General features: G+C 35.0%; 17 protein-coding genes. 6 read left to right on the top strand and 11 right to left on the bottom strand.

From position 1 onward, the window contains the following. Positions 1-251: 251 nt before the first annotated feature. Positions 252-3,551 (bottom strand): DNA polymerase II large subunit, encoded by a 3,300-nt coding sequence (gene polC / locus E7Z81_RS01220; RefSeq protein ID WP_292743107.1) that lies wholly within the window; start codon positions 3,549-3,551, stop codon positions 252-254. Between the two features lie 181 nt (positions 3,552-3,732). On the opposite strand from polC, the gene E7Z81_RS01225 reads away from it, so the two are divergent. Genes E7Z81_RS01225 through E7Z81_RS01235 form a run of 3 tightly spaced genes read left to right on the top strand, consistent with a single transcriptional unit; the run spans position 3,733 to position 5,741 of the window. After that, on the top strand, positions 3,733-4,857 hold the full coding sequence (locus E7Z81_RS01225) for a hypothetical protein (RefSeq protein WP_292743109.1): 1,125 nt from the start codon (positions 3,733-3,735) through the stop codon (positions 4,855-4,857). Between the two features lie 36 nt (positions 4,858-4,893). Next, on the top strand, positions 4,894-5,364 hold the full coding sequence (locus E7Z81_RS01230; RefSeq protein ID WP_292743111.1) for a nucleoside deaminase: 471 nt from the start codon (positions 4,894-4,896) through the stop codon (positions 5,362-5,364). Next, positions 5,364-5,741, top strand: a complete 378-nt coding sequence (locus E7Z81_RS01235) for a hypothetical protein (protein ID WP_292743113.1) — start codon at positions 5,364-5,366, stop codon at positions 5,739-5,741. The genes E7Z81_RS01230 and E7Z81_RS01235 overlap by 1 nt, the downstream gene beginning before the upstream one ends. A gap of 21 nt (positions 5,742-5,762) precedes the next feature. Here E7Z81_RS01235 and lysS read toward each other — a convergent pair whose 3' ends face one another. Beyond that, positions 5,763-7,346 (bottom strand): lysine--tRNA ligase, encoded by a 1,584-nt coding sequence (gene lysS / locus E7Z81_RS01240; protein ID WP_292743115.1) that lies wholly within the window; start codon positions 7,344-7,346, stop codon positions 5,763-5,765. Between the two features lie 179 nt (positions 7,347-7,525). Between lysS and E7Z81_RS01245 the strand changes: the two genes are divergently transcribed. Then, complete coding sequence (locus E7Z81_RS01245; protein ID WP_292743117.1) at positions 7,526-8,401, top strand: CPBP family intramembrane glutamic endopeptidase; 876 nt, start codon at positions 7,526-7,528, stop codon at positions 8,399-8,401. 31 nt (positions 8,402-8,432) lie between these two features. Here E7Z81_RS01245 and E7Z81_RS01250 read toward each other — a convergent pair whose 3' ends face one another. The 8 genes from E7Z81_RS01250 to E7Z81_RS01285 form a co-directional block, all read right to left on the bottom strand. Beyond that, positions 8,433-9,614 (bottom strand): proteasome-activating nucleotidase, encoded by a 1,182-nt coding sequence (locus tag E7Z81_RS01250; protein ID WP_292743283.1) that lies wholly within the window; start codon positions 9,612-9,614, stop codon positions 8,433-8,435. A gap of 208 nt (positions 9,615-9,822) precedes the next feature. After that, positions 9,823-10,491, bottom strand: coding sequence for a hypothetical protein (locus E7Z81_RS01255; RefSeq protein WP_292743118.1), 669 nt, complete (start codon positions 10,489-10,491; stop codon positions 9,823-9,825). 4 nt (positions 10,492-10,495) lie between these two features. Next, positions 10,496-11,023 (bottom strand): hypothetical protein, encoded by a 528-nt coding sequence (locus tag E7Z81_RS01260; protein WP_292743120.1) that lies wholly within the window; start codon positions 11,021-11,023, stop codon positions 10,496-10,498. 320 nt (positions 11,024-11,343) lie between these two features. After that, complete coding sequence (locus E7Z81_RS01265) at positions 11,344-12,009, bottom strand: hypothetical protein (protein ID WP_292743121.1); 666 nt, start codon at positions 12,007-12,009, stop codon at positions 11,344-11,346. Positions 12,010-12,013: 4 nt separating this feature from the next. Further along, positions 12,014-12,523 (bottom strand): hypothetical protein, encoded by a 510-nt coding sequence (locus E7Z81_RS01270; protein ID WP_292743123.1) that lies wholly within the window; start codon positions 12,521-12,523, stop codon positions 12,014-12,016. 337 nt (positions 12,524-12,860) lie between these two features. Continuing rightward, entirely contained in the window at positions 12,861-14,159 is a 1,299-nt protein-coding gene (gene thiC / locus E7Z81_RS01275; protein WP_292743125.1) for a phosphomethylpyrimidine synthase, read from the bottom strand. Between the two features lie 242 nt (positions 14,160-14,401). Next, positions 14,402-15,316, bottom strand: coding sequence for a carbohydrate kinase family protein (locus tag E7Z81_RS01280; protein WP_292743127.1), 915 nt, complete (start codon positions 15,314-15,316; stop codon positions 14,402-14,404). Positions 15,317-15,477: 161 nt separating this feature from the next. Continuing rightward, on the bottom strand, positions 15,478-16,344 hold the full coding sequence (locus tag E7Z81_RS01285; RefSeq protein ID WP_292743129.1) for a LysR family transcriptional regulator: 867 nt from the start codon (positions 16,342-16,344) through the stop codon (positions 15,478-15,480). 64 nt (positions 16,345-16,408) lie between these two features. Here E7Z81_RS01285 and hxlB point away from each other — a divergent pair, with 64 nt between their 5' ends. Further along, positions 16,409-16,999 carry a 6-phospho-3-hexuloisomerase gene (gene hxlB, locus E7Z81_RS01290; protein WP_292743131.1) on the top strand — a complete coding sequence of 197 codons (591 nt, stop codon included), beginning with the start codon at positions 16,409-16,411 and terminating at the stop codon, positions 16,997-16,999. Position 17,000: 1 nt separating this feature from the next. Here hxlB and fdhD read toward each other — a convergent pair whose 3' ends face one another. Beyond that, on the bottom strand, positions 17,001-17,750 hold the full coding sequence (gene fdhD, locus E7Z81_RS01295; RefSeq protein ID WP_292743133.1) for a formate dehydrogenase accessory sulfurtransferase FdhD: 750 nt from the start codon (positions 17,748-17,750) through the stop codon (positions 17,001-17,003). 717 nt (positions 17,751-18,467) lie between these two features. Between fdhD and E7Z81_RS01300 the strand changes: the two genes are divergently transcribed. Next, the gene (locus E7Z81_RS01300; protein WP_292743135.1) at positions 18,468-19,274 is read left to right on the top strand and encodes a formate/nitrite transporter family protein; all 807 of its coding nucleotides are present in this window, start codon (positions 18,468-18,470) and stop codon (positions 19,272-19,274) included. Positions 19,275-19,311: the final 37 nt, after the last annotated feature.

Here is a 19,311-nt window from a genome sequence, read left to right on the forward strand (position 1 = left end):
GTACTTCACACCATTTTCCTAGTTTTTAAAAATTTATTATCCAACTGAGAGAGCATTCTCTCACCTGTTATAGTTTATGTCGTCACATGTATAATTATTGTTCGTTTGTATACGAACATCTATATAATACATGGTTCCTCATAGTATATAAATTGTTCGTCTTGTATCGAACAGGATTTATTTACTCTGAAATATATTATATTAATAATATTAAAAATCAAATGTCCGAGAGCATTTGAGAAGTAATGTCACTAGAAGAAAACATCCAGTGAGCTCTGTTTGGATTTATCACTTTCAAACAGTGACTTGATACCAAACTCCTGAATTTCCAAACGTTGTCTCAAGTATGGGGAAATCGGATATCTGTTAATCAGCTCCTGTGAAATTTCAAGATACTTTGTAACTGATCCCTTTGAAACTGAAAGTATCAGATTGCCTCCGCATTTCTGGCATTTTCCTGTAAGAGGAATCCTGCGGTACTTGGATCCGCACTTGGTACATCTTACCTTCTGTTTGGAAAAGGCTCTTGAATTGCCCATGATGTCTGGCAAGAAATGAGAGGACAATACCTTTTCAACAACCCCTCTTTGGTCAACAGCCCTGATTTTTTCAGCAAGACTGATTTGCGCCTCAACCTTTTCACGCATTGACGGCAAGGTCTTATAAAGACAGATTGTAGGCCCTGCATGAATGTTGGATGTGTGATGGGAAAACATTAATCCCTCATATTGCTGCGGAGTTCCCAAATGCATTTCAACATTGTCAATGTATTCCAGAACTTCAGCAGGTTTTAAAGGACTGTAAGTCTTTTCATAAAATTCAACAGGGAACCTTTCAAAGATATCCAGGTTGTGGGATTCGTCGTCTATTTCTTCCGGGTCAATTCTTGTAGATAAAACTAAAGGAGCATCCATACTTCCTCCTCTAGTGTTTGGTAAGTATGATTTTGAAAAGTTTAAAATTGAATCTAAAAGCAACATTATAGCATCTTCGTCACTGTCACAGTTTCTACGTTTTGCTGAATGGAAATATGGATGCGCATAACAGCCTAAAGCCTTTGTAAATCCGACAATCCTTCCAAGCACTCCTGCAGATGTGTGCGGTGCAAGACCTGCAACAAGATGTCCAATCAAATCGCTTTTTTCTTTGACATTGTAGAACGGTTCCATATCATAAAATCTTGTAAGCTCATCGTCAATGAATTTTGCAGTTTTAAGCAGATATTCTCCGCAGTTATCTGATATTACAATGTCCTGAACTCTTAACTCGATAATTTGGTCTTCATTTTCAATAGGATTTCCGTAACAGTCTTTTTCATAACCCATTTCCTTAAGCTTTTCCACAGTAACTCCAATTTCCTTTGGTATGAAATGAGTTAGAGGCAAATCTGTTGAGTCATGACGGATTGTTCCATCCTTAAATGTGAATACCTCATTTTTGGCTCTAAGAATACCTTTTTCAAGAGGCTCGGCCAGTTTTGATTCTGAAATCATACCAACTACGCCTTTCACTTCATCCACTCTTCTGACTTTAACATTATCTGATGCTTTTTTGAGCATGGATGCCAAAGGTATGTTTTTTTCACTAGGTTTTCCGATTTCAGTCGGACTTCCGCATTTCGGACACAGTGAATTGTTTGAACTGATTCCGCATGAAGGGTTTGTACATTTTCTTCTGGCTATTTCCACTTTGATATTTCCTTTTTTAGCGGCTGTTGCAATTAATCTTCGGGCACCTCCATTGTTTCCAATCGGGAACAGTACATGCGGTGCCGGTCTCATCAGTCTTTCCTTGGACTTTTCAGGTCTTCCTACACGTGTACCGATGTATGCCGGAGCCTTATTCTTAATCTCGATAGGTGAGATTTCATTGACTGCCTCCAATGTGCTGTCCTTTTCAGGCAACTTTTTAGGCAGTGTAACTAAAAGAGCGTAGGCATGATCCTTATCTATGACAATTTTGCCCTCTCTTACTGTATGAGGGACTCCAATAACCTCCAGAACTCTTTTAGGATATGATAAATCTAATATTAATTCACTATTTGCTTTATAATTTGCTTTGCCTTTCTCCAGTAATTCAATCAGTGAATTTAAATCTTCAATAGTAACGTCATTGTAGCAGTAAGTGTATTTCGGATGGAGAGGTATGTTATAGTTTTTAGACAGGGTCAATGCTTCAGCAGATGAGAGATATTCGTATTCGAGTTTGTGTAAATCCAAATCGTTGTTGTTCTCATCAAAGTTTTCGCTTTGCATTAGAAGTTGTATCCACCATTCTTCAACCCATCCTGAAGGGTATAACGGCTGGTTGTTTCTTAAAAACTCTCCGAATGCAACAAGCATGTCTCCAAGGAATAAAATTTCATCCACGTCTTTTTTAAGCTCACGGGCCTGGCGAACGCTGTCGATGATTACGACATCTCCATTTCTCAGCTTGACAATAGGGCCTTCGATTGAGTCTACTGGAACAACACAGTTTCCTTTTCCGGGATATTCAATTTTAAGCTGTGTTCCAACTGCCAGAAATTCGAGCAGTGCCATTGTTGCAGGGTGAACTCCCATTGTTGCAAGACCGGTATTTCTGGACCTTCCGTATCTCAGGCGGAATGCTCCCTTTTCAGAAGGATATCCGAGAATAGGTCTTCCTCCAATAATATCCTGAATATATTTAGGTTCACTGACTATATCTGAGTCTCCACTGTCTTCTGAGGATTCTGTTGTTTTTGGTTTGGAATATTCCTCAAGCCAATCCCAGTCAAGTCCCAGCTTGTTAGCAATCTTTTTGATTTTTTTGGATTTCTGGATTACTCCTTCCACCATCGCAAGCAGTGCTCCTCCACGGATGTTGTTTGTCTCGACACGCTGGAGGTCTCTGTGGGATACTTCAACCTGGTCAGTCTGTTCCCCTGAAACTTCTACGGGGATGTGGTTTGCGGCAAATCTCACTTCTTCTGGTGTTGGTGAGTACTGTAAATTTGTAACTTCGGATTCGTATAGCTCCACTTCCTCCACATATCTTTCGATTTCATCTTCGATAGGCTTGAATTCATCAATTCCAATAGCCTGTCTGATTTTATCTCCTAAAAGCACTGCAAGAGCTGCTGCAGTACCTCCTGCACTTCTGATAGGTCCTGCAAAATAAACTCCGATGTATTTTGTTCCGTCAAAATTATCCTTGATTTTTACATCAGAAATCCCTTCCAATGGTGCTGCTACAACCCCTTCGGTAAGGATAGCCAATGCAGTCCTGAGGCCCTGGTCACATCTCTGCTCAACGTCCCATTCGGCTTTTTCACCGGTGAGTTCAAACTTGGATGATGCGATTTCAGCGGCGATTTCAAATGCAACTGATTCCCTGTCCATATCCTTTTCCAGTTCCTTAATACGCTGAGCAACACCTTCGGGACCAACTAGCCCCTCTACTCTTTCAGCTAAATCCTTTGCTAAAGGCACTTCTGTTTCTGTTTCCACATCCAAACCTTTAGATCTAGCCTCATTAGCTATTTCGTATAGGTGATGGGTTTCTTTCTCTAATCTGTCAAAATAATCCATATTATCGCCACAAGTTACAAAATTAATTCGGTATAATATAGTTAGATTTTCATAATATTTGAATATTTTCAACATTAAAAATCATGATAAAAAAAGATTAAATATATTGTAATCTATAAGTGTTATATACTGTAATTTGACTGTTGAATTTGTAATTATTATTGCTATTTTGGTGATTTTAATGTCAGATGATAAACCAATAAATGCCATGTATGGCCAAAAAATGAAATTAGATTTAGACAAAATTAGAAATAGAAAAGCAAAAGCTAAAGAAACTCCAAAAGAAGTTTCTGAAGAAGTTGTTGAAAATGTTGCTAGCGAACCAGCAGTTGAAGAACCTGTTGTAGAGGAAGTTGCTGAGGAACCTGTAGAAGAGGTTGCTGAGGAAGCTAGTGAAGATGCTTCTGAAGATTCAGTCGAGGAACCTGTTGTAGAGGAAGTTGCTGAGGAACCTGCTGAAGAGGTTATAGAAGAAGATGAAGAAGACGATGATTCAGAAGAGGAAGTAATTAATGAACCTGTCGTGGAAGAGGTTATTGACGATCCGGTAGTCGACGGCGTCATTGATGATGAAAAACCTGATGCAGATTCTAGTTTGGTTGATGACTTGAAAAGGAAAATGAAAGAAAAAGATGAAAAATTATCCAACCAATCAAGTGAACTGAACTATTTAACTAATAAAATTATTCCTAAGCTTAAAAAAGAAAATGCCGAGTTAAACAAACTTAAAAACGAGTTAACCGATGCATTAGAAAAAACTACTAGAAAATACTTCGACCAATTAGATATTAACGCAGATTTGAGTAATAAATTTGGAAAACTAGGTGCTGAAAACGCAGTCAGTAAAGTAAGAGCCGATAAATTAGAATCTGAAGTTAACACAATTCGTGAAGAACTTGAAGGCGAAATTGACAGCTTAAAAGAAAAATTGGCTTCCGTTAATGTCGATGAAGTTAAAAATGAAAATAAACAGCTATCTAGTGAACTAGGTGATGTTAAAGATAAATTGGCCGATGCAAGAAAAGAAAACATAGAACTTTCAGAAGAAATTGACAAGTTAAGAGCTGAACTCATTGAACTTGGAAACTATAAGGAAGAAGTTGACAAAGATAACAAAAAACAGATGGATGAATATAAAGAAGAACTCTCTTCCCTTAGAACTCAACTTAAACTTAAGGAAAGTAGCTATGACAAATTATCCAATGAATCAAGTAAAACTATTTCTGATTTAAGAAAAGAAGTATCCAAACTTGAAGACGCATTGGAAAAAGAATCCAATAAAGGATTGTTCAACAGATTTAAATAGATGATTAATTTCATCTATAACTTATTTTTTTTTAAAATGACTCAAGATAACTGTTTTATGCAAGAAGCTATTAAAGAAGCTCAAAAATCTTTAAAAGAAGGCGGAATTCCTATTGGAGCCGTCCTAGTTAAAGATGATAAAATCATATCTAGAGGGCATAACAGATTAATTCAGAATGATTCCGTTGTGCTGCATGCGGAAATAGATGCAATTGAAAATGCAGGCCGTTTGAATTATGAAGATTACATTAATTGCACACTTTACACAACATTATCCCCCTGCCCTATGTGTTCCGGAGCCGTAATACTTTATAACATACCTAAAGTCGTCATTGGCGAGAACACTACACTGATGGGTGCTGAAAACCTGCTGGAAATGAATGATGTTGAAGTGGTTGTCCTAAATGACTCCAGATGCAGAGACCTGTTTTTAAGGTTTTTGGAGGAAAATCCTGAAGTCTGGGATGATGAACTTGCTAAAGTGGGAAATACTACGGAGGTTAAATAATGGAAATTATAGTGACAGATGAAAGGGATGAAAGATTTATAGAATTTTGCGGGTCTTTTGGATGTAAAATAGACGAACCTCAGGTAGTTTTGCTTTTAAATAATTTTGGAAAAATTGTCGGTTGCAGCAGCTTTAAGGTATATAACGCCGATTCTGCTGAAATCATCATTCTGTTTTTAAATTCCTATGACAATCGTGAAAAGATAGCCTATAAACTGATAAGGCAGCTTGAAAAGATAGCTATTGATTACGAATTCAAAAGTGTGGTTGTCCGTTTTGACAGCCGTGAAGACATCCTCATTGAAATATTCGAAAAACTGGATTATCAATGGGTGGATGAATTCTTAATGAAAAAAGAGTTTAAAAGTTTGGTTTAAAAAAAAGAAAAATTTAAAAGATTAAGCTTCCTGTCTTAATCTTTTTACAACAAAGTCTTTGTCTAAGCTTAACAAGAATGATGCAGCTCTTGGACCTTGTTTTTGACCTAGAATCATTTTATAGATAGCTTGGAAACCTTTTTGTGGTTTTAATCCTTGTTCTTCCAGGACTCCATACATTGCATCATGCAATTCTGCAGCATCTGTAAACTCTGTTGATTCCATTAAATCAGCTAAACCTTTCAGGAATTGAGTTTGCTCGTCAGTTAATGGTAATTTAGGCACTTTTTTAGTTTGCACTTGGAATTTTACAAATTTAGGTGCATAATTTTCCAACCAGTAAATAACGTTGTCAACTCTTTCTCTGTATTGAGCCAATTCAGTTTCAGTCAGGTCTCCAAATTCTTTGTCTTTAAAGCTTTTGGTCAATTGGGAGTTCCTTTTAAGAATATCAAATATTTTTTCAAGGTCATCTCCTGCAATCTGGTAAGCGTTAACGAGGAATCTGAAAGGTGGTCTGAATGGTAAAGGTGCGTCAGGATGCATCTGAACTATTTCATAGATTTCCCTGAATTTTCTTCCTTCTTTTTCAGATGGTGCTTCCTCTTCTCCGTAGAATACTTTTTCAACAGTATCAAAATTGTCAATGAAGTCTAAGAAAGGCATTTTTGGTGAGAAATCTTTAGCTTTCATTGGTTTTGATCTGAACAGGTAGTAATGGAGACTTTCTGCAGGTCCGATTTTCAGCCATTCTTCAGGAGCAAAGAATACTCCGTGGGATTTACTCATTGCTTCTCCGTCAAGGGTAATCCATTCGTATGGTACTGGATAAGGTGCAGGATAGTCAAATATTTCTTCGGAAATGACGCTACTTACATCATATGATCCTCCGCTTGCAGCGTGGTCTTTACCGAACGGTTCGCAGGTGGTTCCGAATATTTTCCATCTTGCTGCCCATTCCACTCTCCATGTAAGTTTACCGTTTCCGGATTTAATGTCCATTTCACCTTCATGGCCACATTCACATCTGTATTTTACAATATCTCCGTCATAATCGTAAGCCTGTGTGGTATTTACTCTGCCACATTCTTCACAGATCGGGTTGTAAGGAAGCCAGTCGTCAGCTAAAGGTTCCCTTCTGTACTGGTTGAAGATTTCTTTGATTCTTTCAACCTTTTCAAATGCAGTTCTTATGTAATCGTCATAAACTCCTGATTTATACATTTCAAATCCGGATTTGTGTTCCATTTCAATTCCATAGTCGTCCATTACTGAAAGCAGTGGTTTTTCAAAGTGCTCTACAAAGTTTGCACAGCATCCGTCAGGACATGGAATCATGGAATAAGGCATACCGAGGTATTTGTCATAATCTTCAGGTAAAGGGTATGGAACTTTTCTCAGCGGATCGTGGTCATCAGCAATCCAGATGGTTTTAGCTTTCTTTCCTTTTTCTCTTAATTTCTTTCCAATTCCGTTAGCTATAAAAATATCGCAAGAGTTTCCAATATGTATTGAACCTGAAATTGAGGTTCCGCTTGCGATGACATGTTCTTCTACATCCATTTTGCTTAATTCATCAGCTATGTTTTCAATCCAATGTGTCATCTATTTCACCATATAATAAAAAAATTATCTTAAAATAAGTTATACTAATTAATCTTTGTTGCTATTAATATAAAAAGATTGGTTTAAATATTCTCTAACCACTATCTCAACATGAATTAAATATATTTTGAGTCATTAAAGTGAAAAAGTTTTATTTTATTATTTTATTAACTTATATTATGACAGAGAAAGGAATTTCTGAATTTATAACATTTCCAAAAAGCTTTGAAAAATACCGATGGTACAAGCCGATACTTGTTTTCATAATTGCTTTGATAATATATTCCATACTTACCCTGGTGCTGGTGGCAGTATTTTCAGGAATTTATGGAGAATCACTTATTGATGCCCTCCTGAATGCGGGATATGAAGCCATGGACACTGAGGTGGGTCAAATCTTTAATCAGTTAGCGGTGATTATCCTGATACCGTCACTGTATATTGCAACTAAGATTGTTAAAGACAGGCCATTTTCATCATATGCATCCTCACGGGGTGGATGGAATCATAAACTCTTCTTTAAGGCATTAATAATCCCATTTATTGTATTTCTTGTTGTTGGATTTATTGAAAATGCAATAGCTGGTTCTAAAGGTGAATATCATTTTTCAATACTGTTTTTTATCATCACATTGATTCTTGTGCCTCTGCAGTCTATTGCAGAAGAGTATGCCTATCGGGGACTTATCATGCAGGCATTCGGCTCATGGTTTAACATACCCCTTTTAGCAGTAATTCTCCAGGCCATAATCTTTGCACTATCCCATGGTTACAATAGTCTTGGAAACATTGAAGTATTTGTTTTCGGACTTCTAATGGGATTTTTAGCATGGAAATCCAACGGTATAGAAGTATCTTCAGCATTCCATGTCGGAAATAACCTGGCCATTGCATTATTGGTCATGTTCGGAATGCAGGCATCAACTTCAAACGTGCAAATGAATGATGTAATAATTGCATTCATTGTAGATATAGTTCTCACTATGGTTATTTATTATGTAGCTAAGAAAAGCAACTGGTTTGGTGAAATCCCTGAAAACTCTCAAAATGCATGATTATTCTAATGAATAATCTTTTTTTCTTTTTTTAAATGTTTTTCATGATTTTGTCGATGGCGTCGAGGAAATCTTTTGAAATCACTTCTTTTCTCTCAGACCTTATTGCAAACATTCCGGCTTCAGTACAGACTGCCTTTAAATCTGCACCTGAAAGGCCTTCGGTTATTTCGCTTATTTCATCAAAATTGATGTTTTCTGCAAGCTTCATCCTTGAAGTGTGTATTTTAAGAATCTTTTCCCTGCTTTCCTTGACTGGATTTGGAACCTCAATTGTCCTGTCAAACCTTCCAGGTCTTAAAAGTGCTTCATCAAGAATATCTGGTCTGTTGGTTGCTCCAACGATTCCAACATCACCTCTTGATTCGAATCCGTCAAGTTCAGCCAACAGCTGCATCAAAGTCCTTTGAACCTCTCTGTCAGCTCCTTCGCTGCTTCCAACCCTTTTTGTTCCTATTGCATCGATTTCATCTATGAATATTATTGCAGGGCTTTTTTCCTTTGCAAGGTCAAAGACATCTCGAACAATCCTTGAGCCTTCACCAAGGTACTTGTTCACGAATTCTGAAGCCACGATTTTAATGAATGTTGCATTGGTTTCATTGGCCACAGCCTTTGCAAGCAGGGTCTTACCGGTTCCCGGAGGTCCGTAAAGCAGTATTCCCTTTGGAGGATCAATACCAATTTCCTCAAATATTTCAGGATTTTTTATAGGAAGTTCCACGGTCTCCTTGATTTCGGTAATCTGTGTGTCAAGTCCCCCAATGTCGGCATATGTAACATCAGGCTTTTCATCAATCTCCATTGCAGATACATTCTTGTCCTTTTTGGCAGGAAATACATTGACTACAGTGAGGCTATTCTGGTTCAGGGCAACTCTTGCTCCAGGCTCAAGCAAATCCCTGTTAATTGAACCAGGACATGTCACAAGAAACTCGTGGCCGACAGCACCTTGAATTCCTATTTTGGTTTCATCAAAAACTTCAGTCACTGTTGCAAGAACCAGAGGTGTCTTTTTAAATGAGTTGATTTCACCCTTGAGCTCTTTGATTTTTCCCTCAAGCTGACGGTTGCTCACGTTTGATTTCAGCTGTTCGCCTTCAAGGGCCCTTACCTTTTGCATCAGTTCGTCCTTGGTTTTTTCATTTTCTTCCTTTAGTGATTCAATTGTTTCAAGAAGCTGTTCCTTTGAATTTTCATTAGCGGACTCCATTAAAATCATTCCCTATGTTGTATGGTTAAAGTTATGTTTTTTGGAGTAATATAATATTTACATTAACGTCAGCTATTGGCAGTTTTCATTGTATTTCAGCTAGTGGATATATATCCCAGTTCAAAAATCAGGTGAGAATTTCAAAAGGTTAATGTTAATGTGGAAGGGAATTCATTAAATGGGTGTTAGCTAAATTGAAATAAAGATGTTAGCTGCAGGATTTAAATTCAGCAATGTTTAAAAAGTTTGTTTTGTGGGCTGTTATTATATCAATCATCTTGATGTCTGCTGAAACGAATGTTAAGTTGTCATGTGCTGTGCCACAGTCATGGGCATCTGCAATGATTTTGCAGTCCGGTTTGTGAATGCCCCACATGTAAAGCTGTTTTGCATAATTTAAATATTTTAAATAGTTGTCTGGGCCGCAATCATGTAAAATCATTATTTTTTTTAACATTTTCTGTCTTTCAATGTATACTTTTTGAAAATCATGTAGATATTCACTGAACTTCAGATAAATGAGTTCTGATATTCCTTCATTTAGCAGAGAGTTGTTCCAAAAACTTTCTAGAATTTTTTGTTTTTTAGTGATGTCCAATTCACATCCTTTTGTTTTTTCAAGAATAATATTTTCGAATTCAAAATAATTTATAAAATCATTTTCGTTTGTTTTCAAAATGGATTTGCAGTTTTCTAGGAAAATTTTTACCTGATCGATTATGTCATTTAATGTTTCATAATATTCTGATTCCACTAAAGTAGACCAAAAAATGGAATCATTTTCATGATTATCTATAAATGTTTTTGATTGTTCATGCCATTTGTCATGGATGACTGTGTAACCAATTGGAATGTTGGTGTCTAGAAAAAAGTTCATGAAATCACTCCCGTAAACTTTTGTGAATTTCATACATTTTTTCATCAGTGTAACTGCCACTAGACTGATAAATGTCACCATAAAAGAGGTATCTGTAATTCCAATATTTTTCCTTAAATTTTTTTTGTATGGTTTTGAATTCATTGTGTGATATTTTCACTGATGAATAATAAAATTCGGTATTGGTTTTAAATAATTCTGTAAAAAAGTTGAGCAATTCAATAGCAAAATTGCAATGTCCAAATGTTGAATCAATTGAATTTTGATAAACTATGTATAATATATAATCTGAAATTGAAAGAAAGAAATTAAATTCATCGTATAATTTTAATTCCTTTAATTTGGATGCAATTTCATCAAATTTTTGATCTAATTCGTTGTAAAATTCAAAATTTGGGGTTTTAACTTTTTTTTCATTAATTTTTGCTTTGACAAATCTGTTAAGTTTCTCAAATCCTTCTTTTATCATTTCTTTGATATTAGTTAATTTTTCGGGGTCATAAACAATGGGGATGTTTTCGTTGATGTTCATATTATTCACCTTAATATTGAGTATATTTTAATTATATTTAAATATTTTTATTCGTAAGTATTTTTAAATGATTTATTTAGCTTATAAGGTAATATTAACTTTTATTTTAAAAATTGAAGTCATTTGGTAAAATTGCTGCGACTTTGTAAAATTGTTGTGAAATATGGATTCACATTAACGTCAGCTATTTGCAGTTTTTGCTGTATTTCAACTGGCGGATATATATCCCCGTTCAAAAATCAGAGGGGAATTTCAAAACGTTAATGTTAATGTGGAAATGACTTCATTAAATTGGGATTAGTTATATTGAAATAAAGCTGTTAGCTGCAGGATTTAAATTCAGCAATGTTTAAAAAGTTTGTTTTGTGGGCTGTTATTATATCAATCATCTTGATGTCTGCTGAAACGAATGTTAAGTTGTCATGTGCTGTGCCACAGTCATGGGCATCTGCAATGATTTTGCAGTCCGGTTTGTGAATGCCCCACATGTAAAGCTGTTTTGCATAATTTAAATATTTTAAATAGTTGTCTGGGCCGCAATCATGGAGTAGTAAAGTTCTATTTAAGTTCTTATCTCTGAGGAGGTACATTTTCTTGAAATTTTTATTATGATTTTTAAAATTCAAATATAGTAAATTTGAAATTCCATAAATGAATTGGTATTTTTCCCAATAATGATTCAATATTTTTTGTTTTTTAATGGTATCTAAATTACAATTTTTAGTTCTATTTAAAACATATTTTTCAAAAGAATAATAGTTAATAAAATCTTTTTCATTAGTTTCTAAGATTTTTTCAGCAGATTTCAAAAATATTTCTATTTCATCAAGAATTTCATCGAATTTTTCAGTATATTCTTCTTGAACTAAATTGGACCAAAATATATCTTCTTTAGATTCATGTATCAGTCTCTTCGATGATTCATGTATTCTGTCATGAATAATGGAATATCCTAATGCAATATTTGTGTCAATGAAAAATGGCATGCAATTACTCCTTTAGACTTTTTACAAATTCATACATTTCATTTTCATCGAAATCATCGCTATATTCATAGATGTTCCAATAGAATTCTCGTCTGTATTCATGGTATCTTTTTTTGAAGTCTAATTTGAGTGTTTCATGATTTTTTAATTCTGTTTTAGAATAATTTTCTATCAATCTGATTTTCGCATTCCAGATTTCAACGAAAAAGTCGAATAACTCTAAAGCAAAATCACAATGTCCAAAATAGGAATCCTTGCAGTTTTGATCAATGATATATAATATCTCATCTGAAATCAGTTGGAGATATGTTAATTCATCATTTAAAAATTCATATCTTTCTAAATTATTTGCAATATCTTTAAATTTTTCATCTAATTCATTATAAATATTAATTTTTAGAGGTTCGGATTTTATAAGGTTTTTAAGCTTGTCAAATCCTTCTTTTATCATTTCTTTGATATTAGTTAATTTTTCGGGGTCATAAACAATGGGGATGTTTTCGTTGATGTTCATATTATTCACCTTAATATTAGGTATATTTTAATTATATTTAAATATTTTTATTTGTAAGTGTTTTTAAATGCTTTATTTAGATTATAAGGTAATATTTACATTTATTTTAAAAATTGAAGTCATTTGGTAAAATTGTTGGGACTTCGTAAAATTGTTGTGAAATATGGATTCACATTAACGTCAGCTATTTGCAGTTTTCATTGTATTTCAACTAGTGGATATATATCCCGGTTCAAAAATCAGATAAGAATTTCAAAACGTCAATGTTAATGTAAAAAAGAGTCAATTAAATTCAATGTTAAAATAAAAAAAGAAGTTAAAATAGATAGGAATCTATCTATTTAATTAAGTCAGAATCGGATTGGTCTAACCATTCGTTTACGATTTTTACTGCACAGTAGTTACCGCACATGGTACAGGTGTCCTCTTCTTCAGGAGGTCTTTGATCTCTTTTTGCACGTGCAGCATCTGGGAACATTGCGCATTCGTATTGTGCTTCCCAATCGAGTCTTTTTCTTGCTTCAGCCATAGCTAAGTCTTGTGAACCATCAATTTGACCGGTTGCTAAGTCTCCAGCGTAAGCTCCAATTTTGGTAGCTATTACACCTTCCCTTACATCATCAGGGTTTGGAAGAGCTAAGTGTTCTGCAGGGGTTACGTAACAGATGAAGTCAGCTCCGGCTTTTGCGGAAGATGCTGCACCGATTGCAGATACGATGTGGTCGTAACCTGGTGCTACATCACATACAATAGGTCCTAACATGTAGAACGGAGCGTTGGAACACATTTTCTTTTGAATCATTACATTTGTTGGAATTTCATTGATTGGAATGTGTCCTGGTCCTTCAATCATACATTGTACTCCAGCTTCACGTGACCTGTCGATTAATTCACCTAAAATGATCAATTCTTGGATTTGTGCCCTGTCGGTTGAATCAGCAATGGATCCTGCTCTCATACCGTTTGCAAGGGAGAGTACTACGTCATGTTCTTTAGCTATTTCTAAAACATAATCGAAATTTTCGTATAATGGGTTTTCTTTTTCATTTTCAACAATCCATCCGGACATGAATGATCCTCCACGGGATACGAGTCCGGTTACACGGCCTTGTCTTTTAAGTCTGGTCAAGGTTTCGATGTTGATACTACTGTGGATTGCCATAAAGTCAATACCATCTTTTGCCTGTTTTTCGATAGCATTGAATAAGTCATCTTCATCCATGTCAACTACTGAACCATGCTCTCTGATACTTTCAATAGCGGCCTGGTAAACTGGTACAGATCCTACTGGTAATGGAGACATGTCCAATACTCTTCTTCTGATTACATCTAAGTCTCCTCCAATACTTAATTCCATTAAACAGTCTGCACCGTTGTCAATTGCGATTTGTGCTTTTTGAACTTCTTCATCGAAGTTTACGATATCTGTTGAGGTACCTACGGTTGCGTTTACTTTGGTTCTGAGTCCTGCACCGATACCTGCTGCATCAATATCTCTGTGTACGTTTCCTGGAATTACTATTGTACCTTTTGCTACTGAATTTAAAATGAAATCTTCTGAAACACCTTCTATTTTAGCTACATGTTTCATTTCATCGGTTAATATGCCTTTTTTTGCATCACTAATTTGTGTCATTATACCATTCCTCAAATAATAGATTAAACAGTCAAATTAATTTTATGATATTCTCATCATAGATTGATATTGTGTTATTTTTATTTAATAGTATTTAAATTAATTGGATTAATGTTAATTCAAACTTTATTGATATAAGTAAATTTTTTTTTAAAAAATAGTGATTTTTAAGTTAGTATAACAAAATTAAAGGCGTGTTGATAAATATAAAGTTTACTTTAAAAAAAGTTAAGAAAATGGATTTAGTAAAATCCATTCATTCTTTCATATGCATCATCAAAGCTAGGCATGTTGGTTTGACATCCTTGGTGTTCAATGATGAATGATGAAACGGTTGATGCGAATTTGGCGGATTCCTCTAATGATTCGCCATTTAAGAATCTGGATAAGAATCCTGCACGGAATGAATCTCCTGCTCCGGTCGGGTCGACAACATCTGTTGGAATTGCATCAATTTTGATTTTATCTTCATTGGAATATATTTCACTTCCGTTTGCACCGCATGTTTTCACGATTATTTTAGGTCCTAACTGTCTGAGGCCCTGCAAATCAAGTTCCAGTGCGTCCAATATCCTTTCGATTTCATGGTGGTTTCCGAAAAGAATAGTGGTATTCTGCAAAACATCAATAAGTTTTTTGGTGTCGTACATTCCAAGGTCTTGGCCAGGGTCGAATGAAACAAGCAAATCTTCATCCTTTGCCTCTTCAGAGCATTTCCAGTTGAAATTTGGATCTCCTGTTGCAAGGTGAATTGCTTCTGCATTTTTTATGGCTCCTGTCGGAACTTTGCTTTCTGCAAATTCACGAGCGGCACCCCAGTAGAAATAGCTGATCTGGTCATCGTTGTCATCTGTGAGGACAAATGCTGTAGGGGTTGCTTCACCAGGAACAATAATTAATGAATCAGTATCGATGCCTAAATTTTGCATATGTTCAAAGTATTCGGTTTTCTTAAAATCACCACCAACAGCAGAAACCAAAGATGTTTTTAATCCTAGTTTTGCTCCAACACATGCAACATTAGCTGCTGCACCACCATTAAAGGTTTTCATGTTGGTTATTGGTGCTGAGAAATTCGCTTTTGGAAATTCAGGCACTCTAATAATGTAATCATGAGCAGAATGGCCTATTGCTAATAAATCTATGTTTTTTACCATAATATCGCCTTTTTTTATCTCAATTCTATATTGTGTTTTCTCATTATTTAATGTTTTGAAAATCACAAAAACACCGATGTGAAATTCCACATAGTCACTATTAACTATATTATATTATATAATTATTTTCACTTTCCCAAGAGCATTTGAAAAGTAATATTTTATAATGGTATGAAGCCCTGATTTTCGATGGATTCCTGGCCGTCATTCAGCAGATAATCAATAAATTCATCCACTTCGCTTTTATCTTCATTAACTTTAACTAAACTAATTACATGCTGGGTATCATACTTTAAAAGTTCATTTCCTTTAAAATAACTTGCATTTAAAAAACAGTGAAGGTTTTCGGAATTTCTCACTAACTTAAAAGCGTCAAACTGTGAATTGACCTTAAATTTAATGTTGTAGCTTATGTCATAATGTTTCAGTGTTGTCCATGCAAGCCTCTGGGCCGAACCGGTAACATTGACAAAATTCAAGTCATTCAAATCGCTGATTTTGCTAATCTCCTCGCAATTCGGACTTGAAATTAGGACAAGATAATCGTAAGCTATTGGGGTAAAGTCAATATCCCTTTCATATGCTATAAGTGGATCGTCCAAGGTCAGGATGTCCACGGCACCCCTTTTTGCAAGTTCAAACGCATCCTTGTCTGAACTGCTGTATATGTTTGCATTGAATGGATGTTTGATACTTTCCAGAAGCCCCGTACTTATGTGGCCTCCTGCAATGTTCAGGTTGGCGGTGTTTTCAATTTTAATTAAATATTTCTGAAATTCTTCAAGCAAGTCAAGACCATTTCTTGTAAGGATTGTGCCGTTGCCAACCTTTTCGGTAATTTTAAATCCCAGCTTGTCCTCGGCTTTAAGCAATCTTCTATTAAAAACAGTATGTGATATATTCAGTTCTTTGGCTGATTTTCTTTGGGATTTTGTTCTGGACAGTGATTCTAAACTTTGGTATAATTTATAGTCATAAATTTCACCATTTATGTCCAGGCTAATCAATCCTCTGCTGTTGAATTTCATTAATTATATATAAAGTTTGATGCATAATATAAATTATATTGTTTTAATTTTTAGGTAGATAAATATGGAAATAATGAAAGATTCAATCAATGCAATATTGGACAATATTGTAAATGCAGTGGATTATCTGGAAGAGGATATCATAGAACAGTTTGAAGATATAGTCATTGCCTCAAAAAATGTTTTTGTGACTGGTGCGGGAAGGTCTGGTCTTGCTGCCAAAGCATTTGCTATGAGGTTAATGCATTTGGGGATAAGTGCATATGTTGTCGGTGAAACTATCTCTCCGGCTATCTATGAAGATGACTGTATTATAGCCATTTCCGGTTCCGGAGAAACTAATACTATTGTTTCCGCTGCAAAAATCGCTAAGTCCAGAGGTGCTAAGGTACTTGCCGTTACTTCTTATCCTGAATCCAGTCTCGGTCAACTGGCTGACGGATACATTTTCGTTAAAGGAAGAACTAAACAGGAAGTGGATGATGAAAACTATATGAAACGTCAAATTCATGGTAATTATACTTCACTGACTCCTCTTGGAACTGCTTTCGAATTGACTACTCTGGTATTTTTGGATGCTATTGTTTCTGAGTTAATGGAAAAAATGCAACAGACAGAAAGTGATTTGAAAAATAGACATGCTGTTTTAGAGTAATTTAGTCAAAAATTACTCTATTTTTATTATTATAAACGTTACAGCGTTGGCCTCTTAAAAATCCAACTAATGTAATGTTTCCTTTTTTTGCAATATTATATCCTGAATTAGCGGGTGCCGCATTTGAAGCCAATATCGGTACACCTGCCCTTGTCATTTTTATGACCATGTCTGCAGGCATTCTTCCGCTGTAGATTACATATGACTGTGAAAGGTCAAAACCGTTGAGCAGACCGTATCCGATTACTTTGTCAACTGCAACATGGCGGCTGACGTCTTCTTTTACTACAAACTGGCCATTGTGAACGATTCCTGCAACATGTGTTCCGCCTGTGGCCTGCCAGATTTCGGCATTGTTTTTCAGCTCTTCGATTCTGTCCAGTAATTCACTTACATGGACCTGGAAATCGGATTCGACTGGATTGACATGTTTGATTTTGCTTCTCCATCCTCCTGCGGAATCTGAACACAGCACGGTTTCATTTGTTTTAAGGAGGGTGTCGTCGATTTCGACATTGATCTGATTTCCGTCAATGTCTATGCTTTTGATGTCATCCAGTGATTTCACCATATTCTCGTTGAAAAGGTATCCCACTGCAAACTCTTTAAGTGAATCTTCTATTGCAGATAGGCTACGGCTTATTTCTTTGTTGATTGTTAATGTGATGGTTTCGTCAAGAACTACTTTTTCTTCAACATCATTTGCTTTTCCGTTATTGTAATTTATTGCATCAATCTTTTCAACTTTCATATTTACTCCTCTAATACTTATTTTTTTAATTTTATTTTTTATATCTTTGTTGTGAAATCTAATTCCATTTCACCGAATTTTGCCTGTTTTTTGGGATGTTTTTTCATGTTTTTCATGACATGATTATATTCGTTATAACGAATAAAATTAATTTTATATATTTCGAACTAAATGTAAAACAATAATGTCTTGTGTTGTTATTTCAATTTCTTTCGATTATATTTTGTTTTTCTTTAAATAATCTTATTTAATCATATTTTTAGGTTAACTAAAATTTTTTATTTATTTTATTTTTTGAAATGATTTTTACCAACGAAATTGTTACGATATATATAAAGGAGTGATATGAAAAGTAGTTATATTAGTATTTTTGCAAAAATTTGCATTTATTATTATTTAAGTTAAAAAATGATTTAAATGGTTTATTTTAATAGTGTGCTATGAATAATATCTATATTAGCGTTAAAAAATCTTGTTAAATGTTTATTTTTTAAAAAAATAGTGATTGTCGATATGATAAGTTATTTATAATGATTAATTATTACAATTATATATAACTCGATTCTCCTATTTAAATATTTCTTTTAGCTTCATATAACAAAGCCTTTTTATATATAAAAGACTAACATATTATCATAATACTTTGTATTAATCTTAATATGGGATTCCATAGTATTATTTTTTAAATTTAAAAAAAGGGAATAAGAGGTTGATAATATGAGTTCATCTTTTAAAAGTCCAGTAGAAACAGCAAAAGCAATTTCTGCTACTGCTGGATCTAAAAATTCTGCTGGCCTCGTAAATGTAATTTTACTCTCCTTCTTAGCAGGAGCATATATTGCATTCGGTGGTTTATTAGCAGTTGTTGCAAGCGCAGGTATGTTAAAAGCAGGCGCTCCAATTGGTTTAGAAAAATTTGTATTCGGTGCAGTGTTCCCTGTTGGTTTGATCATTGTAGTTCTCGCAGGATCTGAACTATTCACCGGAAACGTAATGTTCATGACTTTAGGTGTTTTAGACGGTTCCGCATCTGTTGGCGGTCTCGCTAAAAACTGGGTTGTAAGTTGGATTTTCAACTTTGTAGGTGCTTTATTCGTAGCTTACGTTCTCGCTTTCATGGGCGGAATTACCCCTACTGACGCAACCGCACCAGCATACGCTATTTCAGCAAAAGCAATTGCTGTAGCTGAAGGTAAAGTCACAATGCCATTTACAGTAGCGATGATTAAGGCTATTGGTTGTAACTGGCTTGTATGTTTAGCTGTATGGTTAGCTAATGCATCTGATGATATCATCGGTAAAATCGTTGGTATTTGGTTCCCAATTATGGCTTTCGTTACCATTGGATTTGAGCACAGTGTTGCAAACATGTTCTTCATACCATTAGGTATGTTCTTAGGTGCTAAAGGCGTAACTTGGAGTACTATCATCGTAAACAACTTAATTCCAGTAACAATCGGTAACATTATCGGTGGTGCAATTTTCGTTGCATGTATCTACTGGTACACTTATCTTAAAGAATAAGTAAGATAGAAACAAAAAAACTAAAGAAGCTTTTTTA

Origin of the sequence: Methanobrevibacter sp. (assembly GCF_015062935.1) — an archaeon.
In the GTDB taxonomy this organism is placed as follows: domain Archaea; phylum Methanobacteriota; class Methanobacteria; order Methanobacteriales; family Methanobacteriaceae; genus Methanocatella.